16 protein-coding genes and 3 pseudogenes are annotated in these 22,478 nt (G+C 59.4%); 13 read left to right on the top strand and 6 right to left on the bottom strand.

Annotated features, from left to right (window positions below; translation table 11 throughout):
- Nucleotides 1-15: 15 nt before the first annotated feature.
- Together LVY75_35200 and LVY75_35195 are read left to right on the top strand one after the other, a co-directional pair.
- Complete coding sequence (locus LVY75_35200) at nucleotides 16-906, top strand: Hint domain-containing protein (protein XAZ26025.1); 891 nt, start codon at nucleotides 16-18, stop codon at nucleotides 904-906.
- A 254-nt stretch (nucleotides 907-1,160) separates the two neighbouring features.
- Nucleotides 1,161-1,648 (top strand): annotated as a pseudogene (locus tag LVY75_35195) (DUF1003 domain-containing protein).
- 404 nt (nucleotides 1,649-2,052) lie between these two features.
- Here the strand turns inward: LVY75_35195 and LVY75_35190 are convergent.
- Both LVY75_35190 and dinB read right to left on the bottom strand, forming a co-directional pair.
- A pseudogene (locus LVY75_35190) lies at nucleotides 2,053-2,797 on the bottom strand (DNA polymerase III subunit epsilon).
- 39 nt (nucleotides 2,798-2,836) lie between these two features.
- Nucleotides 2,837-3,927 (bottom strand): annotated as a pseudogene (dinB, locus tag LVY75_35185) (DNA polymerase IV).
- Nucleotides 3,928-4,518: 591 nt separating this feature from the next.
- Here dinB and LVY75_35180 point away from each other — a divergent pair.
- The 8 genes from LVY75_35180 (at nucleotide 4,519) to LVY75_35145 (ending at nucleotide 10,539) form a co-directional block, all read left to right on the top strand.
- Nucleotides 4,519-4,800: a hypothetical protein gene (locus LVY75_35180; protein ID XAZ26395.1), complete on the top strand. Its 282-nt coding sequence runs from the start codon at nucleotides 4,519-4,521 to the stop codon at nucleotides 4,798-4,800.
- A 377-nt stretch (nucleotides 4,801-5,177) separates the two neighbouring features.
- Entirely contained in the window at nucleotides 5,178-6,038 is an 861-nt protein-coding gene (locus LVY75_35175; protein ID XAZ26394.1) for a DUF72 domain-containing protein, read from the top strand.
- A gap of 348 nt (nucleotides 6,039-6,386) precedes the next feature.
- Entirely contained in the window at nucleotides 6,387-6,797 is a 411-nt protein-coding gene (locus LVY75_35170) for a hypothetical protein (protein XAZ26024.1), read from the top strand.
- A gap of 70 nt (nucleotides 6,798-6,867) precedes the next feature.
- Complete coding sequence (locus LVY75_35165) at nucleotides 6,868-7,278, top strand: hypothetical protein (GenBank protein XAZ26023.1); 411 nt, start codon at nucleotides 6,868-6,870, stop codon at nucleotides 7,276-7,278.
- 132 nt (nucleotides 7,279-7,410) lie between these two features.
- On the top strand, nucleotides 7,411-8,484 hold the full coding sequence (locus tag LVY75_35160) for an ROK family protein (GenBank protein XAZ26022.1): 1,074 nt from the start codon (nucleotides 7,411-7,413) through the stop codon (nucleotides 8,482-8,484).
- A gap of 461 nt (nucleotides 8,485-8,945) precedes the next feature.
- On the top strand, nucleotides 8,946-9,245 hold the full coding sequence (locus LVY75_35155; protein XAZ26021.1) for a DUF982 domain-containing protein: 300 nt from the start codon (nucleotides 8,946-8,948) through the stop codon (nucleotides 9,243-9,245).
- A gap of 528 nt (nucleotides 9,246-9,773) precedes the next feature.
- The gene (locus LVY75_35150) at nucleotides 9,774-9,950 is read left to right on the top strand and encodes a hypothetical protein (protein XAZ26020.1); all 177 of its coding nucleotides are present in this window, start codon (nucleotides 9,774-9,776) and stop codon (nucleotides 9,948-9,950) included.
- 13 nt (nucleotides 9,951-9,963) lie between these two features.
- Nucleotides 9,964-10,539 (top strand): alpha-ketoglutarate-dependent dioxygenase AlkB, encoded by a 576-nt coding sequence (locus LVY75_35145; protein ID XAZ26019.1) that lies wholly within the window; start codon nucleotides 9,964-9,966, stop codon nucleotides 10,537-10,539.
- Here the strand turns inward: LVY75_35145 and LVY75_35140 are convergent.
- Entirely contained in the window at nucleotides 10,509-10,892 is a 384-nt protein-coding gene (locus LVY75_35140; GenBank protein ID XAZ26018.1) for a hypothetical protein, read from the bottom strand. The two genes, LVY75_35145 and LVY75_35140, sit on opposite strands and share 31 nt — an antisense overlap.
- Before the next feature lie 16 nt (nucleotides 10,893-10,908).
- Here LVY75_35140 and LVY75_35135 point away from each other — a divergent pair, with 16 nt between their 5' ends.
- The 3 genes from LVY75_35135 to LVY75_35125 all read left to right on the top strand — a co-directional run bounded on the left by LVY75_35135 (nucleotide 10,909) and on the right by LVY75_35125 (nucleotide 19,628).
- Nucleotides 10,909-11,193: a hypothetical protein gene (locus LVY75_35135; protein ID XAZ26393.1), complete on the top strand. Its 285-nt coding sequence runs from the start codon at nucleotides 10,909-10,911 to the stop codon at nucleotides 11,191-11,193.
- Between the two features lie 526 nt (nucleotides 11,194-11,719).
- A complete protein-coding gene (locus LVY75_35130; GenBank protein XAZ26392.1) occupies nucleotides 11,720-17,944 on the top strand; it encodes a HAMP domain-containing protein in 6,225 nt (2,074 codons plus the stop codon).
- A gap of 10 nt (nucleotides 17,945-17,954) precedes the next feature.
- A complete protein-coding gene (locus LVY75_35125) occupies nucleotides 17,955-19,628 on the top strand; it encodes a response regulator (protein ID XAZ26017.1) in 1,674 nt (557 codons plus the stop codon).
- 367 nt (nucleotides 19,629-19,995) lie between these two features.
- Here LVY75_35125 and LVY75_35120 read toward each other — a convergent pair whose 3' ends face one another.
- The 3 genes from LVY75_35120 to LVY75_35110 form a co-directional block, all read right to left on the bottom strand.
- A complete protein-coding gene (locus LVY75_35120; GenBank protein ID XAZ26016.1) occupies nucleotides 19,996-20,217 on the bottom strand; it encodes a hypothetical protein in 222 nt (73 codons plus the stop codon).
- 1,204 nt (nucleotides 20,218-21,421) lie between these two features.
- Nucleotides 21,422-21,820: a helix-turn-helix domain-containing protein gene (locus tag LVY75_35115; GenBank protein ID XAZ26015.1), complete on the bottom strand. Its 399-nt coding sequence runs from the start codon at nucleotides 21,818-21,820 to the stop codon at nucleotides 21,422-21,424.
- A gap of 24 nt (nucleotides 21,821-21,844) precedes the next feature.
- Complete coding sequence (locus tag LVY75_35110; GenBank protein XAZ26014.1) at nucleotides 21,845-22,036, bottom strand: XRE family transcriptional regulator; 192 nt, start codon at nucleotides 22,034-22,036, stop codon at nucleotides 21,845-21,847.
- Between the last annotated feature and the right edge of the window lie 442 nt (nucleotides 22,037-22,478).

Raw genomic sequence — 22,478 nt, 5'->3', positions numbered from 1 at the left:
AGAAAGGAGATCACCATGTCATCCACGGAAGATCCGAAACTTCTGCCGCACAATACTGCGCGCAGACATTTTCTAGGTGTCGCTGCTGCCGCCGGTGTTCGGCTCGCGGGCGTGGCGGCATTGGCCACGGCAATTTCCACATCTCCCGCGAGTGCATTGGGACGCCGTTGGGGGCACGGTGGCTCGGGTGGACACGGCGGCTCCGGCGGGCACGGTGGCTCCGGGGGGAGCGGTGGTTCCGGCGGAGGCGGTGGCGGCGGCGGTCCGCAGTGCTTCCTGCGGGGAACGGGTATCCTCACGGATTGTGGTGAAAGGCCTGTCGAGGATCTGCGTGTCGGCGATCGCGTTGCCCTTCCGGATGGAAGCACTCGTCCGATCAGATGGGTCGGCCGCCAGGCCTTCAGGAAGAACGGCGCACGCTGGCAGGAAGCCGTCGTGCCGGTCCGCATTCGCCGCCATGCGCTCGACGGCCGCACCCCGCACTCCGATCTCTACCTGTCATCCGGCCATGCGCTGTTTCTGAACGGCGTCCTGATCCGCGTGAAGGATCTCGTCAACGGCACGACCATTGCACCGGTCACTCCGGCCGACGACATGCCGCTCGAATATTATGCCGTTCTGCTCGATACGCATGAGGCCATCCTGGCCGAAGGTGCGGCGGCCGAGAGCTTCCATCTCGTGGACAACAACCACGAGGCCTTCTCCAATTTCGCGGAGTTCAAGCGCCTCTATGGCGAAAGGCCCGGCGTGATGACATCCTATGCCCCGGTGCTGGGCGAGGAAGGTGGCTGGAAGCACCTGAAAGCGCTCCTCCTCCTTGGGGTTTCGCCCCTGGTGCCGGCGCGCGACCCGTTCGGGGATGCCTGCAGGAAGATCGACGCGCTGGCCAGGGAACTGTCGCTCTGATCTGCAGCCGGCTTGCTCGCCGGGGCGCATCTCGAAACCGGAGAGCTCAGTCGCGCAGACCGTGCAGCGGTCTTGCAGACGACATGCATAGAAGAAAGAAAAGCGTGGCGCGCATCGCGGACACCACGGTTCCATATGATGCAAGAGGCTGCGTTTGGGGCGTCGACAAAACGTTTTGTTGGTCGCCTCTGCCTGCGCCCGAGGCGGAACTTGATGGCGGGCGCCAAGTTCCAGGGTAAACTCGGAGCTTTCTCATGTCGCCCATCTCCACTCACCAGGAACCAGGCCTTGCCAACCGCCTCGATCGCAATATCGACGCACTTCTTCAACGACGGCGCGACGAAGCTCGAAAGGCGTCGAGGCAGGATCGGGCTGCGGCCGCAATCACCCGCTTCGCCGGCTCAATGACCTTCGTCTTCCGGCATTCGACCCTTCGCTCGTCATCCTGGCGATGGTCGCGTCGGTGGAAGCGATCTTCATCTCCACCTTCGTCATGATCAGCCAGAATCGCATGGCCGAGGCCGACGACAAGCGGGCCGACCTCAACTTGCAGATCTCGTTGCTTTCCGAGCACGAGACGACGCAACTCCTCACAATTGTCGCTGCCATCGCCGAAAAGATCGGTGTCGACCTTGAACAGAAGGCGGAGATAGAGGAGCTCCAGGAGGACGTCACGCCAGAGGAAGTACTCGACACAATGGAGAAGTTCTCGAAGGATGAGGGCGTCGATCTTAGGAACTGACTTTCTCCCGCGCTCAATGCGAGCATGACGGCGAAGCCGTATTATAGAACACGCAGAGTTCGTTTCCGTCCTTTCGGTAGACGGTAAGCTCCGGATACTCGTTGCCCTCGGCGTCGAGCAACCAAGATATCGCGCATATGAGCCTCCATTCCGACAAGGAGGCGCCCCTGGTAGACATCCGACGCTCTGAAGAGATGCGAACGAAGCCGAGGACGTGCTGACGATGAGCAGTCGATGGACGAGGTCTGCCGTGCGAGAAACCGCGGGTTGAGGTTCGGCTCGGCGATCATCGATCGAAAACGCGATACCGCCGAGACCGAGTCGCGTTTTTGGCGGTTGTAGCAGACCGCTGTCAGACCATCGGACGATGTCAGATCGAGGGCCGGGCTAGTCGCGCGACGTGACTAAAAAAGTGTCTGCTGGACGGGAATAGCCGTTTTTTTCGTTTCTCCTCGCTGCAGAAGCTCCGTCTTAGCGCTGAAGCGAACGTCCACGTCGCGGTCGCTTAGAAAGGTGGTGAGTGCATCGATAGTCAGACGGTCCCAGTTTTTCCCGCGGTCAGGACCGGCCGGGACCCGCGGAAGCAGGCCAGGTTCAGAACTCCACAACAGGAGCTCGTCCAGAGAAGCGGAATTCAACTCGTCACGCAGATGGTGGGCGCTGACATAGGCGTCGGGCATGGCACGATGGGCAGGAAGGCCGATCTCGTGGATCAGACCTCCCGGCGCACGCTGATATCGCAACATCTGGTTGGAGAACTTCGGAAGCTCCGGCCATACACGCAAGGCACATTTCCAGGTGCAAATCCAAGGCGTGGCCCCAGCCAGTCTCGGTGTGCAGTAGCGCTGCTAGAAAGCGGCCCGGTGAGCGGCAAGGGCGACTATCGGATGAGGTGGCCGCAGAATGCTCGACGCCACCTCTCTCCAGAACGGTGCGCCTGAGACTTCGCAATCCCGAATATGATGGATCGCCATGGTCTCTGCTGAAATGGGCCGGCCAGGATTCACAAGCACCGAGCCCGCGCTCCGCCGAGATCTGCCACCGCCCATCCTCGCCCTGAAAGACGTCCTGCCAGCCAATCTCGCAGACGTCGGCCGGCCCATTGCCGGCAGTTTCAAGGTCGATGACGCGAATGCAGGGTGGGAACATTTCGGCTTTCACTGCTGGTTCCGCTCCAGACTCCTTGACTTATAAACCCAGCCCGAGTTGCGGTTGTTCCAAATCGTGGGCGTCCTTGTCATTGGTGAGGGACGACAGTGTCACACCGAGAAGCCGAACCGGCCGCTTGAACGGATAGACAGCCGCAAGCAAGGCGTTGGCGACCCGAAGAATATCATCGACGCCTGCATAGGGAAGGGGGTTTGTCCGGCTCCGGGTCGCCTGGGTGAAGTCGGAATACTTGACCTTCACCGTCACCGTCTTGCCGCTGAAACCCTTGGCTTCGCAGTAAGACCAGATCTTTTGGGCAAGTGGCCGCAGCTCGCTGGTCGCGAGATCGAGATCGCTGATGTCGACGGTAAATGTATCTTCCGCTCCGACTGATTTGCGCACCCGATCTGGCCGGACCTGGCGCGCATCGATGCCTCGCGCAATGCCATGGAAGTAAGGGCCGGATTTCCCGAAATGGTCGACGAGGAACATCAGGGGCTTTGCCTTCAGATCCGCACCGGTCTCGATGCCGAGCCGGCGCATCTTCTCTGCCGTGGCCGGGCCGACGCCATGGAATTTGTTGACCGCGAGTTGCTCCACGAACGCCGCTCCTTTCTTCGGCGTGATAACCGCCTGGCCGTTCGGCTTGTTCAAGTCCGAGGCCATTTTCGCGAGAAACTTGTTGTAGGAGATGCCTGCCGAAGCGTTCAGCCCGGTTACCGCTTTGATCTTTGCACGGATCTCCAGCGCAATCTCGGTGGCGACCGGCATGTCTTTGAGATTTTCGGTGACGTCGAGATAGGCTTCGTCGAGCGACAGAGGCTCGATCACCGGCGTGTACTCCGCAAAGATCTCGCGGATCTGCTGCGAGATGGCACGATAGACTTCGAACCGCGGCTTCACGAAAATCAGGTCCGGGCACTTCCTTGCCGCAGTGACCGACGCCATTGCAGAGCGAACCCCGAATTCCCGCGCCTCGTAGCCGCTGCAACGACGCCACGGGCGGCTCCTCCGCCAACAGCCACCGGTTTGCCGCGAAGCTCCGGATTGTCGCGCTGCTCGACCGATGCATAGAAGGCATCCATATCCACACGGATGATTTTCCTCACAGGCAAGGCAGTAGCGTCCATTGGTCAGAAGGCCGGTCCGTTGAAACGAAAGCAGAACATAGCAGCTTCCGACGCGGCGTCCAGATGCGGCTCACATCTGGCGGATCAACGAGCGGATTTCCTTGCCATCGCGGGTTGGAAGCAAAAGCGAAGATCGAGAGAGAACAATGCTGACGGCAGCGCAATCACAGAGCCTTCTTCGAACTCGGCAGCTTCCACTGGGGAGACCAACGTCCTCCATGGCTATGCCGTCAGTCCCGTCGCCACAACAAGGCTGCTTGATGCAGTCTTCGGTCGCAAGGGGTCCGACGGTCTGTTTCCGCCGCGCGAAACATTCGTTCTTTTCATCGCCACCGCATGTTTATGGGGCGCGCTTTCATGTGAGAGATCTCTCAAAAACGTTCTGTGCAGGTGGGGCAAATTGGGCGGGTCATTGCAGACGCTCCCGGGGTTCGCCGCAGTGTAAGCCGGTAAGGCCAGGACAAATACCATACAACATACGCGGGGCAGCCATGACTTGCAGCGCACGCGACGCATCGCCACATGACTGCGACTGTTGATAGACCCTCACATTTGCTGCGCCGCGATCCTCGCCCGCGCCGGGAGAACAACATGCACGGAATATCGAAAACCTTGACTGCAATGACGCTTCTCGAACGCACCAACCTGCTCGAGACAGTGGCAGACGCGCTTGAAGCATCTGCCGACAAAGCCAAGGGTGAGGGAGACGCTCGGTTCGTGGAAAATTCTTTGTCCGTCATGAACACCATTCGCGGGATGTGTTGCGATCTCGGATCGCGCGACCTCGAAGTTGCCGAACTGCTGCTCGAGCAGGGAATTGTGATGGTATACCAGTTCTCAAATCGGAAGCCTGAAAAAGTAGCGCTGCACTGATGCCTGTGCCCGCTGCTGAGCCTGAGGCAGCGTCATCGTCATTGCCATATGCCTGAAATCAAGGGCGAAGTCTCTTCACTGAAACTAGGCAAGACGCATTCTCCTAATCAGGTGCTTGGCCAGCCCGCTAAACGGAGCCTAACGCAATGATTCGGCCCGGCGAAACCGCACGGAGATTCTCGAGATTGCCTGCCATACGGGTGCCGGTGCACCGGTTGACGTCGCACGACTGCGCACCCGCGGGTGGAACCTGCCTCCTTCGTTTGGGTTACACCAAGGATGGATTTCGAGCGACCAGCACAAGGTTGAGCAAATGACGCCCCAACGCTTTCGTCACTTGGGTTGAAAAGGTGGAGCGCACCGCCGAAGAGATCGCCATGAGGCGGGCCAGGCGCGCGGAACGTCGGCAGAAGCAGCGCGATGCCAATGTCACGCGGGCTGCCAAGATGCACCTCGCCCGTCTTGCCGGAGATCCGTCCCCGATAGTACCGAATCGCGATGTTACGGGCCGCATCCATGTTGGTTGTTCCGGATGGTACTACTGGCACTGGAAAGGGTCTTTTTATCCAACCGATACCCCGTCGAACGAGTTGTTTTCGATCTACCAGGCCAGCTTCAAGACAGTGGAACTCAATGCCCCGTTTTATTCCTGGCCAACGGTTGGCGCGGTCAAGACCTGGATACGACAGGCGCTTCCCGGTTTCGTCTACACGGTCAAGGTGTGTGAGCTCATCACCCATGTCCAGCGTTTTCAGCAGACACAAATTCTCATCGACGATTTCGGCTATATTGCCGACCTGCTTGGACCGAGAATGGGATGTTTCCTGTTTCAGCTGCCGCCGAGCATACGATACTCGCCGGAAATGCTGCAATCGATCTTGTCGCAGCTCGATCACCGACGTCGAAACGTCATCGAATTCCGTCACAAAAGCTGGTGGAACCCGGAGGTTTATGCTGCGTTCAAAGCGGCTGGGACGATATTTTGCGCCTGCAGTGGACCTCGGTTGCCAGACGAACTCGTGTGCACCGGGGATGACGTCTACGTCCGTTTCCACGGGATCGAAAAATGGTATCGCCACGACTACAGCGACGCCGAGCTCGAGCTGTGGGCAGAGCGCATAGGCCAAAGTGGCGCCAAGACCATATGGGTCTATTTCAACAACGACCGCGACGGCAACTCAATCAAGAACGCTAAACGGATGGCTGAGATGCTGAAGCCTCAGCGCTTGGGCGAATGAGGCGCTGCGACAGGGGCTTCAGGTGCTGGAGCCTGGGGTCGAACTAGAGGCGAACCGAGCCCACGCAGGGCCTCACAGAACGTCCTGCTTCAATCGGGTGGGCGTGCTCTGCTCCCGTTGAGGCAAGAACTGAGGAAGACTTGACGATAGTCATCGCACCGACAACGGCACAGTTTCCGGGCAACATCACAGGAAACCATTAATCCCAGCCGGTCGCCCAAAGCAACGCGGCGGGGTTGTGCAATCCAATTCGTTGCGCAACGTGGTTCTCACGCTTTCCGGAACAAAAATCGCCCGTGAGGCATAATCGTTGGATGCGCGCTCGGCGCTTCATGAAGGAGGACGATCATGCCTGCAAAGAAGATTATCACGAAACCGCTGGTGTCCGAAGGAGCGAGGATTGGCGAACCTGTGCCACGTGCCATTGTAGACACCAACACGGCGTCAGTCGGTATTCCCCCGCAGCCCGAGTTCAATGCCGAAAAGGAGATCGGCGTCCTTCGGAAACAATTGGAAGCGCTTCGCCAGCAAGTGGCCGACGCCTCCGTCGCCGTTAAAGGTGGGGCTCGTCAGGTGGTCCGGCAGACGGAAGCCACGGTAAAGCTTTACCCGCTATCCACCCTCGGCGCCGTTGCCACGGCCGCAGCAGTTGTTGCTCTCGCGATTGCCGGGTTTCGGGCGTCGCCGAGGCGAACGCGCTACGACCGAGGGCTCGAGGATTTGCGGGATCTGTACGAAAACGTACGCGGCCGCTTCTAGCTAAATCTCGGGATTGCCGCCGAGCATGTTTCCCCTCAAGCTCGTCAGAGGAGCCAGTAAAGGGGGAAACATGCTGGACATCATCATCAATTCCGCTCTGGGCATTGTGGCGACGACGGATAGCCTGATCGCACGCGCTCGCCGCGAGGCCCCCAACGATCCGACCGTCCAGACCGAACTCGATCTTCTACGAGATACCCTCTATCTCCTTGGGGACGCCGTGGACGTCCTTCGAAGAGCGTGCGAAGGCCGGAAGTTGCTCGTGGGCTTATCCACGCGACGCTCCAGTAGTCGACCTGCGTCGGCGGTTTACTCGCCATCGAGGTCGAGGGCGCCGGTGATCTTGTTTGACAACAAATATCGCGACAAGCCCAATACCGATGCGTTCGAGGCAGACCGCACCGACGTCTTTTCACGCCCGTTGCCAAGCGTAAGCTCGGTCTCCCACTTAATGACGCATTCCACGGCACGTCGACGGTGATCGCGCAGCCGGCTTGAGCCTGACATTCATCGCGCGGCAGCGTTGTTTGGTAACTCCGTTGTGTCCTCCTTGGAACATCAAACGTCACTCGTGCGTTGCTGCGGTCCCGACCCACTGCCCCTGCGAGCTTTCATGACCAAAACAAACCGCAAGCCCGCCAACGATACGACACCACTCGTTCACGGCGCGGCAACATTGCCCTCAGTGGTTATTGATGACTACAACAACGAGGCGCGGGATCGGAAAGGTTTCATCGGTGACGGCGCAAACAAGAAGTCTTTTCGCGCCAAGGTCGACCAGCAGAGAAAGCTCTTGCGAGAGCTCGGACGCGACCCCTTTGGAAAGGTCGCGACCAAGGAGTTGAAGAAGAAGGATATCGACGCGCTGCTTTGCGGAGAGGATGCAGAGGCCGCAGCCATGATATTCGGTGCGGTGGAGGAGTTTTCTCGGGACTTTGCCGCCGTAATACGAAAGTTTTTGGACGAAAAATCATGGAAAAAAACCGAGCGAATTGCTGTCGGCGGCGGTTTCCGCCAGCGAAGGGTTGGCGAACTTGTCATCGCGCGCACGATGATGCTCTTGCGCGGTGATGGTGTCGAGATCGAACTGGTTCCGATTGCGCATCATCCAGACGATGCCGGCCTGATCGGTTCGGTGCATCTGATGCCCGAATGGATGCTGAAGGGCCATGATGCAATACTCGCCGTGGACATTGGCGGGACCAACGTCAGGGCAGGAGTGGTTCGGTTCGGCAAGGATAAGAGAAGCACAAGCAAAGACGCCGCTGTGGCGGCGTCGCTCATCTGGAAGCATGCGGAGGAAAACCCTAGCCGGACTGCCACCGTTGCCAAGCTATCTGAAATGCTTGAAGAACTGGTGGCCAAAGCGGCCGACGCGCAGCTCAACCTTGCGCCATTGATCGGGATCGGCTGTCCGGGAGTGATCGAAGCCGATGGTGCCATCGTGCGGGGCGGGCAGAACCTCCCAGGTGGAAACTGGGAGAGCGATCATTTCAACCTGCCTGCGGCTCTCGTCAAAAGCATCCCCAAGATAAACGAGGGGGAGACTTTCGTTATGATGCACAATGACGGCGTCGTTCAGGGGCTTTCGCAGATTCCGCTGATGACCGATGTGTCCAGCTGGGCGATCCTGACGATCGGAACCGGACTTGGGAACGCGCATTTCACCAATCGTTCTCAGCCGTGAATCGAACAATCAGCTCAAGGCCGATCTCACACGCTCGTTGCGTGGTGGAGCCGGCGAGACGTCGCACGTGGTCAAGATCGACCGATGGCGGTGGTTGTCCGCGGACAGCATATGCCATCGATCCGGCTGGCCGGCAAACAATGGTCTTCGCCCATTGCCCGTTGGCACGCATTTGCGGGCAGATCGGCAAGGAAGCCCCGGGACAAAAGCCCGCGGCTACTGCAAACCTAGAATGCGAAGACGCTTGCAAGCGGCCGTCCCGATAAGATGACGGCGACCTGGCACCGGGCTGGCGCGGGCGCGGCGCCATGACAGCCGTTGCGAACAGCGTGCTCCGTCCCTTATGCTCCGGCCATGCTCACGCAGACGCGGTGTATAGGCAAGTCACCTCTTGAAGCGGCACCACCGGTTCACAATATCATCGTGAGGAGACAATCAGTGGCATTGGAAGGAGGAAGAACATGCCGCTCAACGATGTTCAATGGACCCGGCCGGTGACGATCCGATTGCAATGCGGTTTGGAAAGGACTTTCGCCGGAATTTACGACGCGCTCGACTTTCTCGAAAACGAATGGCCGTTGCGGCACGGAGAGCGTCATAACCGAGCCGTGAAGACCTGCCGCGCCGCACTGAACGGGGTGGTGCCCGCTTTCGTCGCACGGGAGGCATTCCTGGCCGCTTGCCTCGAGGCTGGAATGCCGGCCGTTATGGCGCATTGGAAACCGAAGCCGAACCGCGCCGCGCGGAGATTTGCAACTTGATGGTCTCAGACGGTAGGCCGGCCTCCTCAGGAGGCGGGCCATCCTTGGTGTCACAAAGCCGGCGGCGTCAGCCTTCGTGACTGTTCGATGTGAAGACTGCTCACCGCGTTGGAGTTCGTCCCCGCAGCCGAAAGGAGCACTGCTGACATCGCTTCGGCGCCCCTCGGCTTCGGTGCCCGTTGCTGGCAGGGCGGTCGTCTTGTAATCCGCCACTCCACTCCTTATCTCCCTTATATCGCTGAGAACATCGCATTTTGCCACGCCAGTCGTCCTGGAGGACGCCGGTCGGGAGCGTTTTGATCGCTCGACTGGTCTCGGCTGCGTGGCCTTCAAAGGAATCGAATTGAACAAGATACCCACTACCGCCGCCCCGGCGGCTTCAACGCCCCGAAAGGGCGCCCCTCGCGCTGATAAGCCAGCCAAGAATCAGAAGCCATATCCCTGCCTGCTCACCCGCGCCGAACTGAAGGCGATTATCGCCAAGCAACTCGGCTGAACCCTGAGGTCGCCCGCAGATCGAAATGCGCAATGACGGAAGTACTGCGCAGCATTACGGTACCGACCGAACGAATTGAAGATTGCCGTAAGATCGTTGAGCTGCGCCGCGCGATTGCCTCCAGTCTTTCTGCCGAGGAAGAGGCGATCACATTCCAGCACGGTGGTGGTGAATTCACCGCAGTCTTCACAACCCCAAGCGTCCATTAGAGGAGAAGCGACGATGGCCGACTTTGCACAGCCAGATCTGTTTGCGGTCGTTGCAAACGCATTACCGGAGGGGTTTCGCTATCAGCCCGATGTCGTCCCGGCGGACGTGCAGTCAGACCTTCTTCGCGAAATCGCGCTATTGCCGCTGAAGCCTTTTGAATTTCACGGTTTCGAAGGCAAGCGGAGAGTCACCTCCTATGGCTGGAAATACGACTTCGACACCCACGAGGTAAGCCGCGTCACCGACATCCCACCATTTCTCCTCCCGGTGCGCAAGCTTGCGGCAACATTTGCCGGCATTGATCCAGAGAGGCTGCAGCAGGCCCTTGTTACCGAATATGCCCAAGGAGCTCCGATCGGCTGGCATAAGGACAAGAAGGTTTTCGGCAGGGTCGTCGGCGTCTCATTGCTATCGAACTGCACGTTCAGGCTGAGGCGTCGCGTCGGCAATAAGTGGGAACGCGCTTCGGTGAGGATCGAACCTGGTTCTGCCTACCTCCTTTCCGGTCCTGCACGCAGCGAATGGGAGCACTCCATCCCGCCCGTTGAACAAACGCGCTATTCCATCACCTTCCGCGAAATCGGCTGACCCGCCATTTTTTTCAAGCTGTACATCGGCTGGAGTTCGATCCAGGATTTGCCGTTCCGAAAGAACACGACATTGAGGAGCGTGCCCCGGCCTTCTTCGTTTCCGCTGTGAGGCGATAATCGTGGCGAAGTCGGCGACAGGCCGAGGGCAAAATGAGCGGTCTCTTCGCTATGGGTGTCGCAGACCAAGCTACCGACGGCCAAACCAGACAAAGCTGATCGATAGACCAGCATGGCTGCTTCGATCATCGCAGCCGAGTTCCTTCGGAATATCGCGAGAAGACATCTCATCCGTACTGCATCTTTTTGCACCAACCGACGTTCATGATCGGCGGGCGCGACGTCATCGATCATGGAGTATTCATTGGAGATGGTTTTTCAGAATTTCGAGGAGTTGGCCCTGCCTGAACGACAGGCCATGCTCGAGCGGCTGGCAGTCACCCTTGAGCGCAACGCCAGGTGGGCCGCAGACGAGGGAGATGATGCCCTTGAAATGGTGATGGCATCCGTGGGAAAGGCGCTGCTTTTGGTCGCCAACGACCTGGCGGCGAACGATCTTAGGCTTGCCCAAGACGTCGTCTTGCGCGCGATCAGCCTCATTGCAACATTCCATTCGATTCACCCGGAATATCCCGTAGGGCCGGCGCTCCACTGATGAAGGGCTTGACGGCGCATTGAAGGCGCGGCCTTCCCCTCGTCGGTAGAGACTGGCTGCAGTGCGCTTCCTGAGGGAGCTCGAGAATTTCCCAACTGATCCTGGCACTGGTTGGTGGGAGAACGACGACCGGCATGTTGCTCGACGAGAAAACCGCCTCGTCCATATGACGGACTATGGGCCAATATCAGGCCCGATTGACGACGGCGAAGCCCTTTGGGCGGTTTTCGTACGGTCGGCAAAACCTCCCGGACGATGTCTGAACAGGGGTACGGCCAGCAGGGCATGCCGGCTTGAGGAAGCGCTCGTTCAACCCTTTGGGGTGCTCGCCCCTCCGCGTCCTGGAACGGAATTGCTCTAGTCGTCGTTCCCGGCGCCTCCGCGCGTGGGCCGCCATGGCAATTTCTGCCTGGAGCTCTAGATTCAGCTCCACTTTCACGGAGGGTACATGGTGGGAAAACACAATAATCCGGTCGGACTTGACGAGACGGCTGCGCAAATTCGTCCGGATGGTGATCCAACGGTGATGGCGAGCACTGATGCGCGCGCGCTCCTGGACGTCCTCCTGGTCATGAAGAGAGGCGACTTCTCTGTCAGGATGCGCTCTGACTTGACCGGAGTGACCGGCAAAATTGCCGATACGCTCAACGATATTATCGCCGCAAATCAAAAAATGGCGGCGCAACTTGAGAATGTCGGCCAGGTCGTCGGGCGGGACGGCCGCACCAGCACCCGCGTTCGATTTGGCTTGCCCGACGGGGCATGGGCGGACATGGAAAGCTCGATCAACACCCTCATCGACGATCTCCTGTGGCCGACGACGGCCGTTACCCGCACGATCACCGCGGTTGCCAAAGGCGACCTCCTCCAGACCGTACCTCTCGATGTGGACGGTCGGCCACTGAAAGGGGAGTTTCTCCGCTCAGCTGATATCGTCAATACGATGATCAAGCAGCTCGGCGTATTCACTTCGGAGGTGACCCGCGTTGCGCGCGAGGTCGGCACGGACGGCAAGCTCGGCGGCCAGGCGCAGGTGCCGGAAGTCACGGGTGTCTGGAAGGACCTTACCGAGAGCGTCAATTCGATGGCTTCGAACCTGACGGCGCAGGTGCGAAACATCGCCGACGTCACGATAGCGGTCGCCAACGGGGACCTTTCAAAGAAAATCACGGTCGACGTGCGGGGTGAGATCCTGCAGCTAAAAGAAGCAATCAATACGATGGTGGACCAGCTTCGCGCCTTCGCCTCAGAAGTCACGCGCGTGGCGCGCGAAGTCGGCACCGAGGGCAAACTCGGCGGACAGGCACTGGTACCCGGCGTCGCTGGCACGTGGAAGGATCTGACGGACTCCGTCAACGCCATGTGCGGCAACCTGACGGCACAGGTGCGCAATATCGCTCAGGTCACGACGGCCGTTGCGCGGGGCGACCTGTCGCGCAAGATCACCGTGGATGTCTCCGGCGAAATCCTGGAGCTCAAGGAGACCATCAACACGATGGTCGACCAGCTGAACGGGTTTGCCGGCGAGGTGACGCGCGTCGCCCGCGAGGTGGGCACCGAAGGCCGCCTTGGCGGGCAGGCGCAGGTACCCGGCGTCGCAGGGACATGGAAGGATTTGACCGACAACGTCAACTCGATGGCCTCGAACCTGACCGCTCAGGTGCGAAACATCGCGGACGTCTCGACCGCGATCGCCAACGGCGACCTGTCTAAAAAGATCACCGTCACGGTTTCTGGCGAAATCCTGGAGCTGAAGGAGACCATCAATACGATGGTCGACCAGTTGAACGGATTTGCAGGAGAAGTGACCCGCGTCGCTCGCGAGGTGGGCACCGAAGGCCGCCTCGGCGGGCAGGCGCAGGTGCCCGGTGTCGCGGGCACTTGGAAGGACCTGACGGACAATGTCAATTCGATGGCGGGCAACCTTACCGCTCAGGTACGCAACATCGCAGAGGTCTCGACCGCGATTGCCAGTGGCGATCTGTCGAAGAAAATCACGGTCGACGTGAAGGGCGAGATCCTGGAGCTGAAGGAAACGATCAATACGATGGTCGACCAGCTCAACGCCTTTGCTTCAGAGGTTACGCGCGTCGCCCGTGAGGTCGGCACCGAAGGGCAGTTGGGCGGTCAGGCAAACGTGCGCGGCGTTGCCGGGACCTGGAAGGACCTGACCGATTCCGTCAATTCCATGGCCTCCAACCTCACAGGTCAGGTGCGCAACATCGCGGAGGTTGCGACCGCCGTCGCCCAGGGGGACCTGTCGAAAAAGATCACGGTGACGGTTTCTGGCGAAATTCTGGAGCTGAAGGAAACGATCAACACGATGGTCGACCAGCTCAACGGCTTTGCGGGCGAGGTAACGCGTGTCGCGCGCGAAGTCGGAACGGAAGGGCGCCTGGGCGGGCAAGCGAACGTTCGCGGCGTTGCCGGTACCTGGAAGGATCTGACCGACAATGTCAATTCGATGGCTGGCAATCTGACGGCGCAGGTGCGCAATATCGCCGAAGTTTCGACGGCAATCGCCAATGGCGACCTGTCCAAGAAGATCACCGTTTCGGTGTCGGGCGAAATCCTTGAGCTGAAGGAGACCCTGAACACGATGGTCGATCAGCTCAACCGGTTTGCTTCCGAAGTGACGCGCGTTGCCCGTGAGGTCGGCACCGAAGGCAAGCTCGGCGGGCAGGCGCAGGTGCCGGGCGTCGCCGGCACCTGGAAGGACCTGACGGAGAACGTCAACTCGATGGCGTCGAACCTTACCGGCCAGGTGCGCAACATCGCCGAAGTGACGACGGCGGTTGCGCGTGGCGACCTTTCGCGAAAGATCACCGTCGACGTGAAGGGCGAGATCCTGGAGCTTAAGAACACCATCAACACGATGGTTGACCAGCTCAATGCCTTCGCCGGCGAAGTCACGCGCGTGGCTCGCGAAGTGGGAACGGAAGGCAAGCTCGGCGGACAGGCGCAGGTCTCCGGCGTGGCCGGTACCTGGAAGGACCTGACCGACAGTGTCAACTCCATGGCGGGCAACCTGACGGCCCAGGTGCGCAACATCGCCGAAGTGGCGACAGCGATCGCCAATGGCGACCTCAGCCGCAAGATCACCGTCGACGTACGCGGCGAAATCCTGCTCCTGAAGGACACGCTGAACACGATGGTGGACCAGCTGCGCTCGTTTGCTGGCGAAGTGACGCGTGTCGCGCGTGAAGTGGGCACCGACGGGCGTCTGGGAGGCCAGGCTGTTGTTCCAGGCGTTGCCGGCACGTGGAAGGACTTGACCGACAACGTCAACCTCCTTGCCGCCAACCTGACGACCCAGGTTCGCAATATCGCCGAAGTGACGACGGCGGTGGCGCGCGGGGACCTGTCGCGAAAGATCACCGTCGATGTGAAAGGTGAAATCCTCGAACTCAAGAACACCATCAACACGATGGTCGATCAGCTCAACGCCTTTGCCGGTGAAGTGACGCGTGTTGCGCGCGAAGTGGGAACCGATGGCAAGCTCGGTGGACAGGCGCAGGTGCCGGGCGTTGCCGGCACGTGGAAAGATCTGACCGACACTGTCAACGTCATGGCCGCCAATCTGACCGAGCAGGTGCGAGGCATCGTCAAGGTGGTTACGGCCGTCGCGAATGGCGACCTGAAGCAGAACCTCACCGTCGCCTCGAAGGGCGAGGTGGCCGCCCTCGCCGAGACGATCAACAACATGACCAACACGCTCGCCACGTTTGCCGATCAGGTCACGAGCGTGGCCCGCGAAGTGGGTGTCGAGGGCCGGTTGGGTGGCCAGGCGAATGTTCCAGGAACAGCCGGTACGTGGAAGGACCTGACAGGCAACGTCAACCTGCTTGCCGCCAACCTTACCACCCAGGTGCGCGCAATCGCCGAGGTCGCAACCGCCGTTACGAAAGGCGACCTCACCCGCTCGATCCAGGTCGAGGCACGCGGCGAAGTGGCGGAGCTGAAGGACAATATCAACACGATGATCGATAACCTGCGCCTGACGACGGAGCGCAATACCGAGCAGGACTGGCTGAAGACAAATCTCGCACGCTTCACCAACATGCTGCAGGGGCAGCGCGACCTGACGCTTGTCGGCAAAATGCTCTTGTCGGAACTGGCGCCTCTGGTCGGTGCTCACCAGGGCGTGATCTACCAGGTCGATGACGGCCCCCAGCCGGTGCTATCGCTCCTGTCGGTCTACGCGCAGGGCATGGAGACGTCTCATCCGACCAGGCTCGAATTCGGGCAGGGCCTTGTCGGCCAGTGCGCCAGCGATGCCCGGCGTATCCTGATCACAGATCTTCCGAGCAATGTCGTTCCGATCAGTTCCGGCGTCTTCTCGGCGCTTCCGAGAAGCGCAATCGTCCTTCCCGTGCATTTCGAGGGGCAGGTCAAGGCGGTCATTGAGCTTGCATCGGCCGGCAATTTTACCGAATTGCAGCTCTCTTTCCTCGACCAGCTCACTACGTCGATCGGCATCGTCCTCAACTCGATTGCAGCGACGATGCAGACGGAAGGCTTGCTCAAGCAGTCGCAGCAGCTCGCCGCCGAGCTTCAGACCCAGCAGGGCGAGCTTCAGCAGACCAACGAGCAGCTCGAACAGAAGGCCCAGCAGCTCGCGGAGCGAAATGTCGAGGTCGAGGCCAAGAACCAGGAAATCGAACAGGCCCGCCGCGCACTCGAGGAAAAGGCGACCGAACTGGCGCTGACGTCGAAATACAAGTCGGAATTTCTTGCAAACATGTCGCACGAATTGCGTACCCCTCTCAATTCCATCCTCATCCTGGGACAGCAGCTAGGGGAAAACCCGGAAGGTAATCTTTCCGGAAAGCAGGTGGAGTTTGCAAAGACCATCCACGGCGCGGGCACAGACCTCCTCAACCTCATCAGTGACATCCTTGACCTTTCCAAGATCGAATCCGGAACCGTATCGGTCGACGCCGAGGAAATTTTCATCAACAACCTTCTGGACGTGATCGCCCGGCCATTCCGCCACGAGGCGGACAATCGCGGTCTCGCCTTTGCGGTCGAAGTCGGCACGGATGCGCCCAGAAGCATCCTCACGGACGCCAAGCGGCTCCAGCAGATCCTCAAGAACCTGCTTTCGAATGCTTTCAAGTTTACCGCACAGGGCGGCGTTACGCTCCGCGTTTCGGCGGTGGCGAGCGGCTGGTCATCCGACCATCCTTCGCTCAAACACGCCCCGTCCGTCCTCGCCTTCGAGGTTGTTGATTCCGGCATCGGCATCCCGCCGGAAAAACAGCGCATAATCTTCGAGGCATTCCAACAGGCTGACGCCTCGACCAGCCGCAAATATGGCGGCACGGGGCTTGGCCTTGCCATCAGCCGCGAGCTTGCAAATCTGCTCGGCGGCGAGATCCAGCTTCGCAGCAGCCCCGGAGTGGGTAGCACATTCGCACTTTACCTGCCATTGACTTACGTTGGTGCGGCCGCCGTGGCGCCGAAGGTTCTTACCGCACCCAGCAATATTGTTCAGCTTTCGGAGGCCATGGCCGGACGGCGGCCAGACAAGCCCGGTGAACAGGTCGAAGACGACCGGGAGAACATCACGGCCGCCGATACGGTGCTTCTCGTCGTGGAGGATGACGCCCATTATGCGCGGGTTCTGCTCGACCTGGCCCGTGATGGCGGCTTTAAGGTTCTGGTGGCGATGCGCGGCAGTGAGGCTCTGGCGCTTGCGCAGGAATACAAGCCAGCGGCGATCTCCCTCGACATCTATCTTCCAGACATGTTGGGATGGACGGTCTTGAGCCAGCTCAAGCAGAATGCATTGACGCGCCATATTCCGGTGCAGATCATCAGCCTCGACGAAGACCGTCAACACGGACTGACGCGCGGGGCCTTCGCTTTCATGAGCAAGCCGACGACGCCCGATAGCCTCGGCAAGGCGCTTTCACGCCTGAAGGCCTACGCCGAGCCGAGACGCAAGCGTCTTCTCCTGGTAGAGGACAACGAGGCGGAGCGGATGAGCGTTTCCGCTCTCCTCGGCCACGACGACATCGATATATCGAGCGTCGGCTCGGGATCGGAAGCGCTTGCGGCCCTCAGAAGAGATCCTGCCGACTGCGTCGTGCTAGATCTCTCGCTCCCCGATATGTCGGGTTTCGACGTGTTGGAACGGATGCGTGACGACGCTGAGATCGGTGAAGTGCCTGTCGTTGTGTTCACGGGCCGCGAACTTTCGCCCGAAGAAGACGCCCAGCTTCACAGCATGGCCCGTAGCGTCGTGGTCAAGGGCGTCGAGTCACCTGAACGCTTGCTCGATGAAACGGCGCTTTTCCTGCATCGTGTCGTTGCCGACTTGCCCGCCGCCAAGCAGGCGATGTTGGAGGAGCTGCACAGTTCGGATGAGGACCTTGTTGGCGAGACGGTTTTGCTCGTCGATGATGATGCACGTAACATCTTCGCGCTCAGCAGCGTTCTGGAGCGCCGCGGCATGAAAGTCCTGACGGCCACCACCGGCACCGAGGCGATCGAGGTGATCAACAACGAGCCTAAAGTGGCGATCGTCTTGATGGATATCATGATGCCGGGCATGGACGGTTACGAGACGATGCAGGTCATCCGCTCCGATCCGAATTTCCGTCGCCTGCCGATCGTGGCACTGACGGCGAAGGCGATGAAGGGCGATCGAGAGAAATGTCTCGAAGCTGGGGCTTCGGATTATCTGGCAAAGCCGGTCAACACCGAGCAGCTCCTGTCGGCGCTGCGCATGTGGCTGCATCGCTGAGGAGCCGGTCGTGAAACCCGTCAATATCCTTCTAGTTGATGACCAGCCTGCGAAACTTCTCAGCTACGAGGTGATCCTCCAGGATCTTGGAGAAAACCTCATCAAGGCCCAGTCGGGGCGCGAGGCGCTGGAACATCTTCTGCGTAACGAAATAGCCGTCATTCTGGTCGATGTCTGCATGCCTGAACAGGATGGCTTCGAACTCGTCAGCATGATCAGGGAACATCCACGCTATCAGAATACGGCAATCATTTTCATCTCGGCGATCATGATGGCTGAGCCGGACCGCCTGCGCGGATATGAGGCCGGAGCGGTCGACTATGTATCGGTGCCGATTGTTCCTGACGTGCTTCGGGCCAAGGTGCGGGTTTTCACCGAGCTCTATCGGAAGACGAGGGAGCTTGAGCTGCTGAATGCGGAACTCGAAAACCGGGTTCGGGAGCGCACGGCCGAGCTGGAATCCTCCTCAAGGGCGCTGCGCCTGCTCAATGAAGAACTCGAGCAGCGCATTGATCAGAGGACGCGCGAGCGGGAGGAGGCCCTCGCCCAGCTGTTCGAGGCGCAAAAGCTCGACACGATCGGTCAGCTGACCGGGGGCGTCGCGCACGACTTCAATAATTTGCTCATGGCAATTATGGGAAGCCTGAACCTTCTGAAGAAGCGCCTACCACCCGACGATAAGAGTGAGCGCCTCATGGCGAATGCCGTGCAAGCGGCGGAAAGAGGGGCGGCGTTGACGCAACGTCTTCTGGCTTTCGCGCGACGACAGGAACTCAAGCCGCAGGCCGTCGATTTCCGGGAGTTGTTCGAGAATGTTGAGGATCTTCTTAAAAAGGCGGTCGGCCCAGGCCTCGATATACGGAGCGAGATCCAACCGGACCTGCCGCGTGTGCTCGTTGACGGCAATCAACTCGAACTCGCTCTGCTCAATTTGTCGGTCAATGCGCGCGATGCGATGGGTGAGGGCGGCACGATCCTGGTGACTGCGCAAGAAAATCATTCGGTTCGCCCCGTCGGGCTCAAACCCGGCCGCTACGTGAAACTAGCGGTCACCGACCACGGCGAAGGCATGGACGAGGCCGTTGCCGCCCGGGCCACCGAGCCGTTCTTTACCACGAAGGGTCCTGGAAAAGGCACCGGGCTCGGTCTGTCGATGGTTCATGGTCTTGCGGCACAGTCCGGCGGGATGCTCGAACTGTCGAGCATCAAAGGCACAGGGACTACCGTATCGCTCTGGCTACCGGTGGCACAAGTCTATGATACAGCAGACGTGAAGAAGAGCGAGACGATTGAAACCACCGCAGCGATGAGCCACGCCTTGAGGATCCTTGTCGTGGACGATGATCCCCTCGTGCGGCTGGGCACCTTGGCGATGCTGGAAGATCTGGGACATATTCCGGTAGAGGCATCGTCTGCTAAAGTCGCGCTGGAAATTCTCTCGGCCGGTCAAATCTGCGATATTGTGATCACCGATCATGCAATGCCTGGGATGACGGGAGCCGAACTTGCCCGTTCCATATCGACCCAATACAAAAGCATGCCTGTGATCCTGGCTTCGGGCTACGCCGAGCTTCCGGACGATCCGGCCGTCCTGAACCTGTTGAGAATGACCAAGCCCTTCACGCAGGAACAGCTTCAAACGGCTATACAGCGTGTGGCAGCCAATCGGGTGACGGCCGCTTGAAGATCGCGATCAACTTGTCGCCTTTTGTGCGCCGTGATCGCCTATTGCGCAACCGGGGCAGGCTTTACGAAATCGACTGGCGCCGAAACCGAGGGGCGGGTTGGCGTTGCTCGCTGCGCTAATATCTGAGATTCGGCCAAGTATTGTCGGATCTTTTTAGCAAGCAGGTTTCAGCGGCGTCTCGAACTTTTCGACTGGCTGATGATGGGGCCGGATCTTGATCCGATCAATGGCACGGAAAGCTCGCTTCTGCGCAAGAAGCACCGCGACATCACCCGCTATATCGCTCGCTTGCATGATGGCTGATCTAGAGGAAAATGGTTGCTAGCCAGCACGGCCGGTGCCCGGCACCGCAGCTATGAAATCGCTAGGTTGGTAGGCCCGCGCGCCTAAGTCCTTCGCGCAGTCGCGAGACATCGCGCTCTTCGCTGAGATAGGAGACGTCCACCAGCCAGTTGACGTAGTCGGCGGCGCTTGCGGCCTTGTCCCCTCGCCACCGCGCGCCGACGGCATTGAGAAAGATTGCGGCGCATCTTTCGGCATCCGCGATCAGATCGAGATGTCCATAGGATGCAGCGCGCCAGGCCATGTCCCGCGGCTCTCGGTCCGGCGTCGCGAATGTTCTTTGTTCGAGCAGAATCGATGCTTCACCGTACCTGCCTGAAAGGAAGAGCAGGCGAGCTTTGTAATAGTTATACCAGCTGGAATAGAGCGGGTTCAGCCGACAGGCCATCTCGGCGCCAGCAAGACCTTCTTCTGGCCGACCGAGCAAACCTTGCATAGACGCCCGAAGGATCAAGGATTGTCGCATCGTTTGGGTTCATGTCTTTTGCCAGATCGAGATGGTGCTCAGCCCTTCTGAGTGTCTCCAGGTCAAGCATGTATAGCACGATGTGCTCTGCACCCGCGGATCGCTCGGATCGAGCGCGAAAGCTGGCTCGACTGCGCGCAGGGACTTGATCCGGTTTTCGTCACCATCCCGCGGAATACCGATGTCGCCATCCGAGGCGCGTTTGAGGTAGATATAAGCAAGACCAGTATAGGCCGCCGCAAGATATCGGCCGGTTTTTGACCGACGTGCTCGCCGCGCTCGAAGCCCAGCACCTCACACGGCACTTCCTTCGCGCTGCTTTGCAGAACGGACACTCTTCGGCGGCAATGTTAACCACGTAAGTCAATAACCATTTTGAGGCTCGCGGGGATCAATACAAGTCCATCTTATGTATATCCCCAGAACGTACGGTGGGGGACGGAACTTATTCCATGCGTGCAGGTTGAACGGAAGATCCGTCACGCACTTGCCTACAAGGCAACACTGGTGCCGCGGCAAAAAGTGAGCGTATGAAGGTGTTGGAATTCCCATGGCCGGCGGTCCTATATTTCCGCTGCCGACACAGCCTTGCTCATCATGGTCGCTGCGCTTAGCCAGGCTGCCCAGCCGGCGAGTGACGACATGACCCTCACGAGATCGGCAAGGCCGCTCTCGTCAACACCCGCCCAGTCGATCAAAGGTAGCATCCCTGTCGCTCAATTGTGGCGCAGCTTCGCCACAAGCGGTCCCCTTGTAGGCACTGTATTTCCGCACCTAATGGGCGTGGGCCAATTGATCGGAATCCTGAAGCAGCGGCAGAAAATATCGCGCCTTTGAAGGGGGGTAGAAGCCTATCCAGTGTAACGTGAGGCATGTCACAAGGCGTCGTCTTTGGGCTCTGCTGAAACACTCGCTCGTCGGACGCTCAAGCAGTTCCTCATTGCATCGCTCGAGGCGAGCATCCAACGAAAGCGGCGGCCAGTCAATGCGGCCTGTTGCGGGTTCGGGAAGGATCGTCCTCGTCCGGTTCTGCGGAAACCTCCCTGATCAAACTCAAGAGCGCCTTCTTGACGGCAGCGCTTTTAACGGTACTGAGATCGCCGCTTAGAGAAGGGGCACGGAGGGATCTTCTTAGATCATTGTGGATCGTCGGCTCGGCTCCATGAAAGAAGTCATCCATTGGCACCGAGAGCGCCTGTGCCAGTTCGAACAGAACGCTGGCACTTACGCGGTTGGTGCCCTTTTCATACTTCTGGACTTGTTGGAACGTGATACCCAGGAGCTCGGCGATCGACGACTGGCTCAGCCCTCTCGCTTTTCTTACGCGGGCGAGATTTTCACCAATAATGAGATCGACGGTGCTTTTGCCTGTGCGTGCCAATTTTCCTCTCCGTATGACTGAAGCCTATGCCTGAACGTGTTGGATGCGTTCGATGTGGTGCTCTGGAGCCGCGTCGCTCTGCTCGGAGACTGAGATCTCAGCAGCTGTCAATCCGGTGGCGATTGCCAGTTCCTCAATCGTGTATCCCTTGGCGATCCGCTTTGCACGACGAGTTTCTGCAGGGCTTGTTGGCCTTGATAAATTCAGCTGGTCCATGTGTCTACTCCAAGTTCGAGCTCATTAGGAATGTCCGACCGCAGGCTGTGTTCCACAGCTAGCAGGAGGTTCGTCGCCACTGGAGAGCCGCAGTCTCCTCAGCCATCAGTCTTCGCGAAGACGACGCTCTTCTTCTGCGGCCTCGGTCGCGATCTTGTTCGTATGTTCGAAAGCTGACGCGCTTTGCTGCACGGTCAGCGTTTTTCTGAGCCTGCTCACCATGACAATCATCCTTGAGGGTTACTCTCTATATGGGCGGATTGCCCTGCCGCATCAACGTCTTGAGCACCCCTGTCCGCTAGCGTACTGCTTTTCCCAAGGATGCCGAGCCCCTCAAAAAACGTCAGCAGCGACGTCCTGAAGCCCTCGCGTGATCGCTGGCGGGGAAAACCGCTGCATCCGTCTTGAGCACGGGACAATTACAAAATCTGCGACGACGGCG

Source organism: Sinorhizobium sp. B11 (assembly GCA_039725955.1).
GTDB lineage: Bacteria > Pseudomonadota > Alphaproteobacteria > Rhizobiales > Rhizobiaceae > Rhizobium.
The sequence above is the reverse complement of the archived record's forward strand: the minus strand, read 5'-3'. Positions and strand labels throughout refer to the sequence as shown.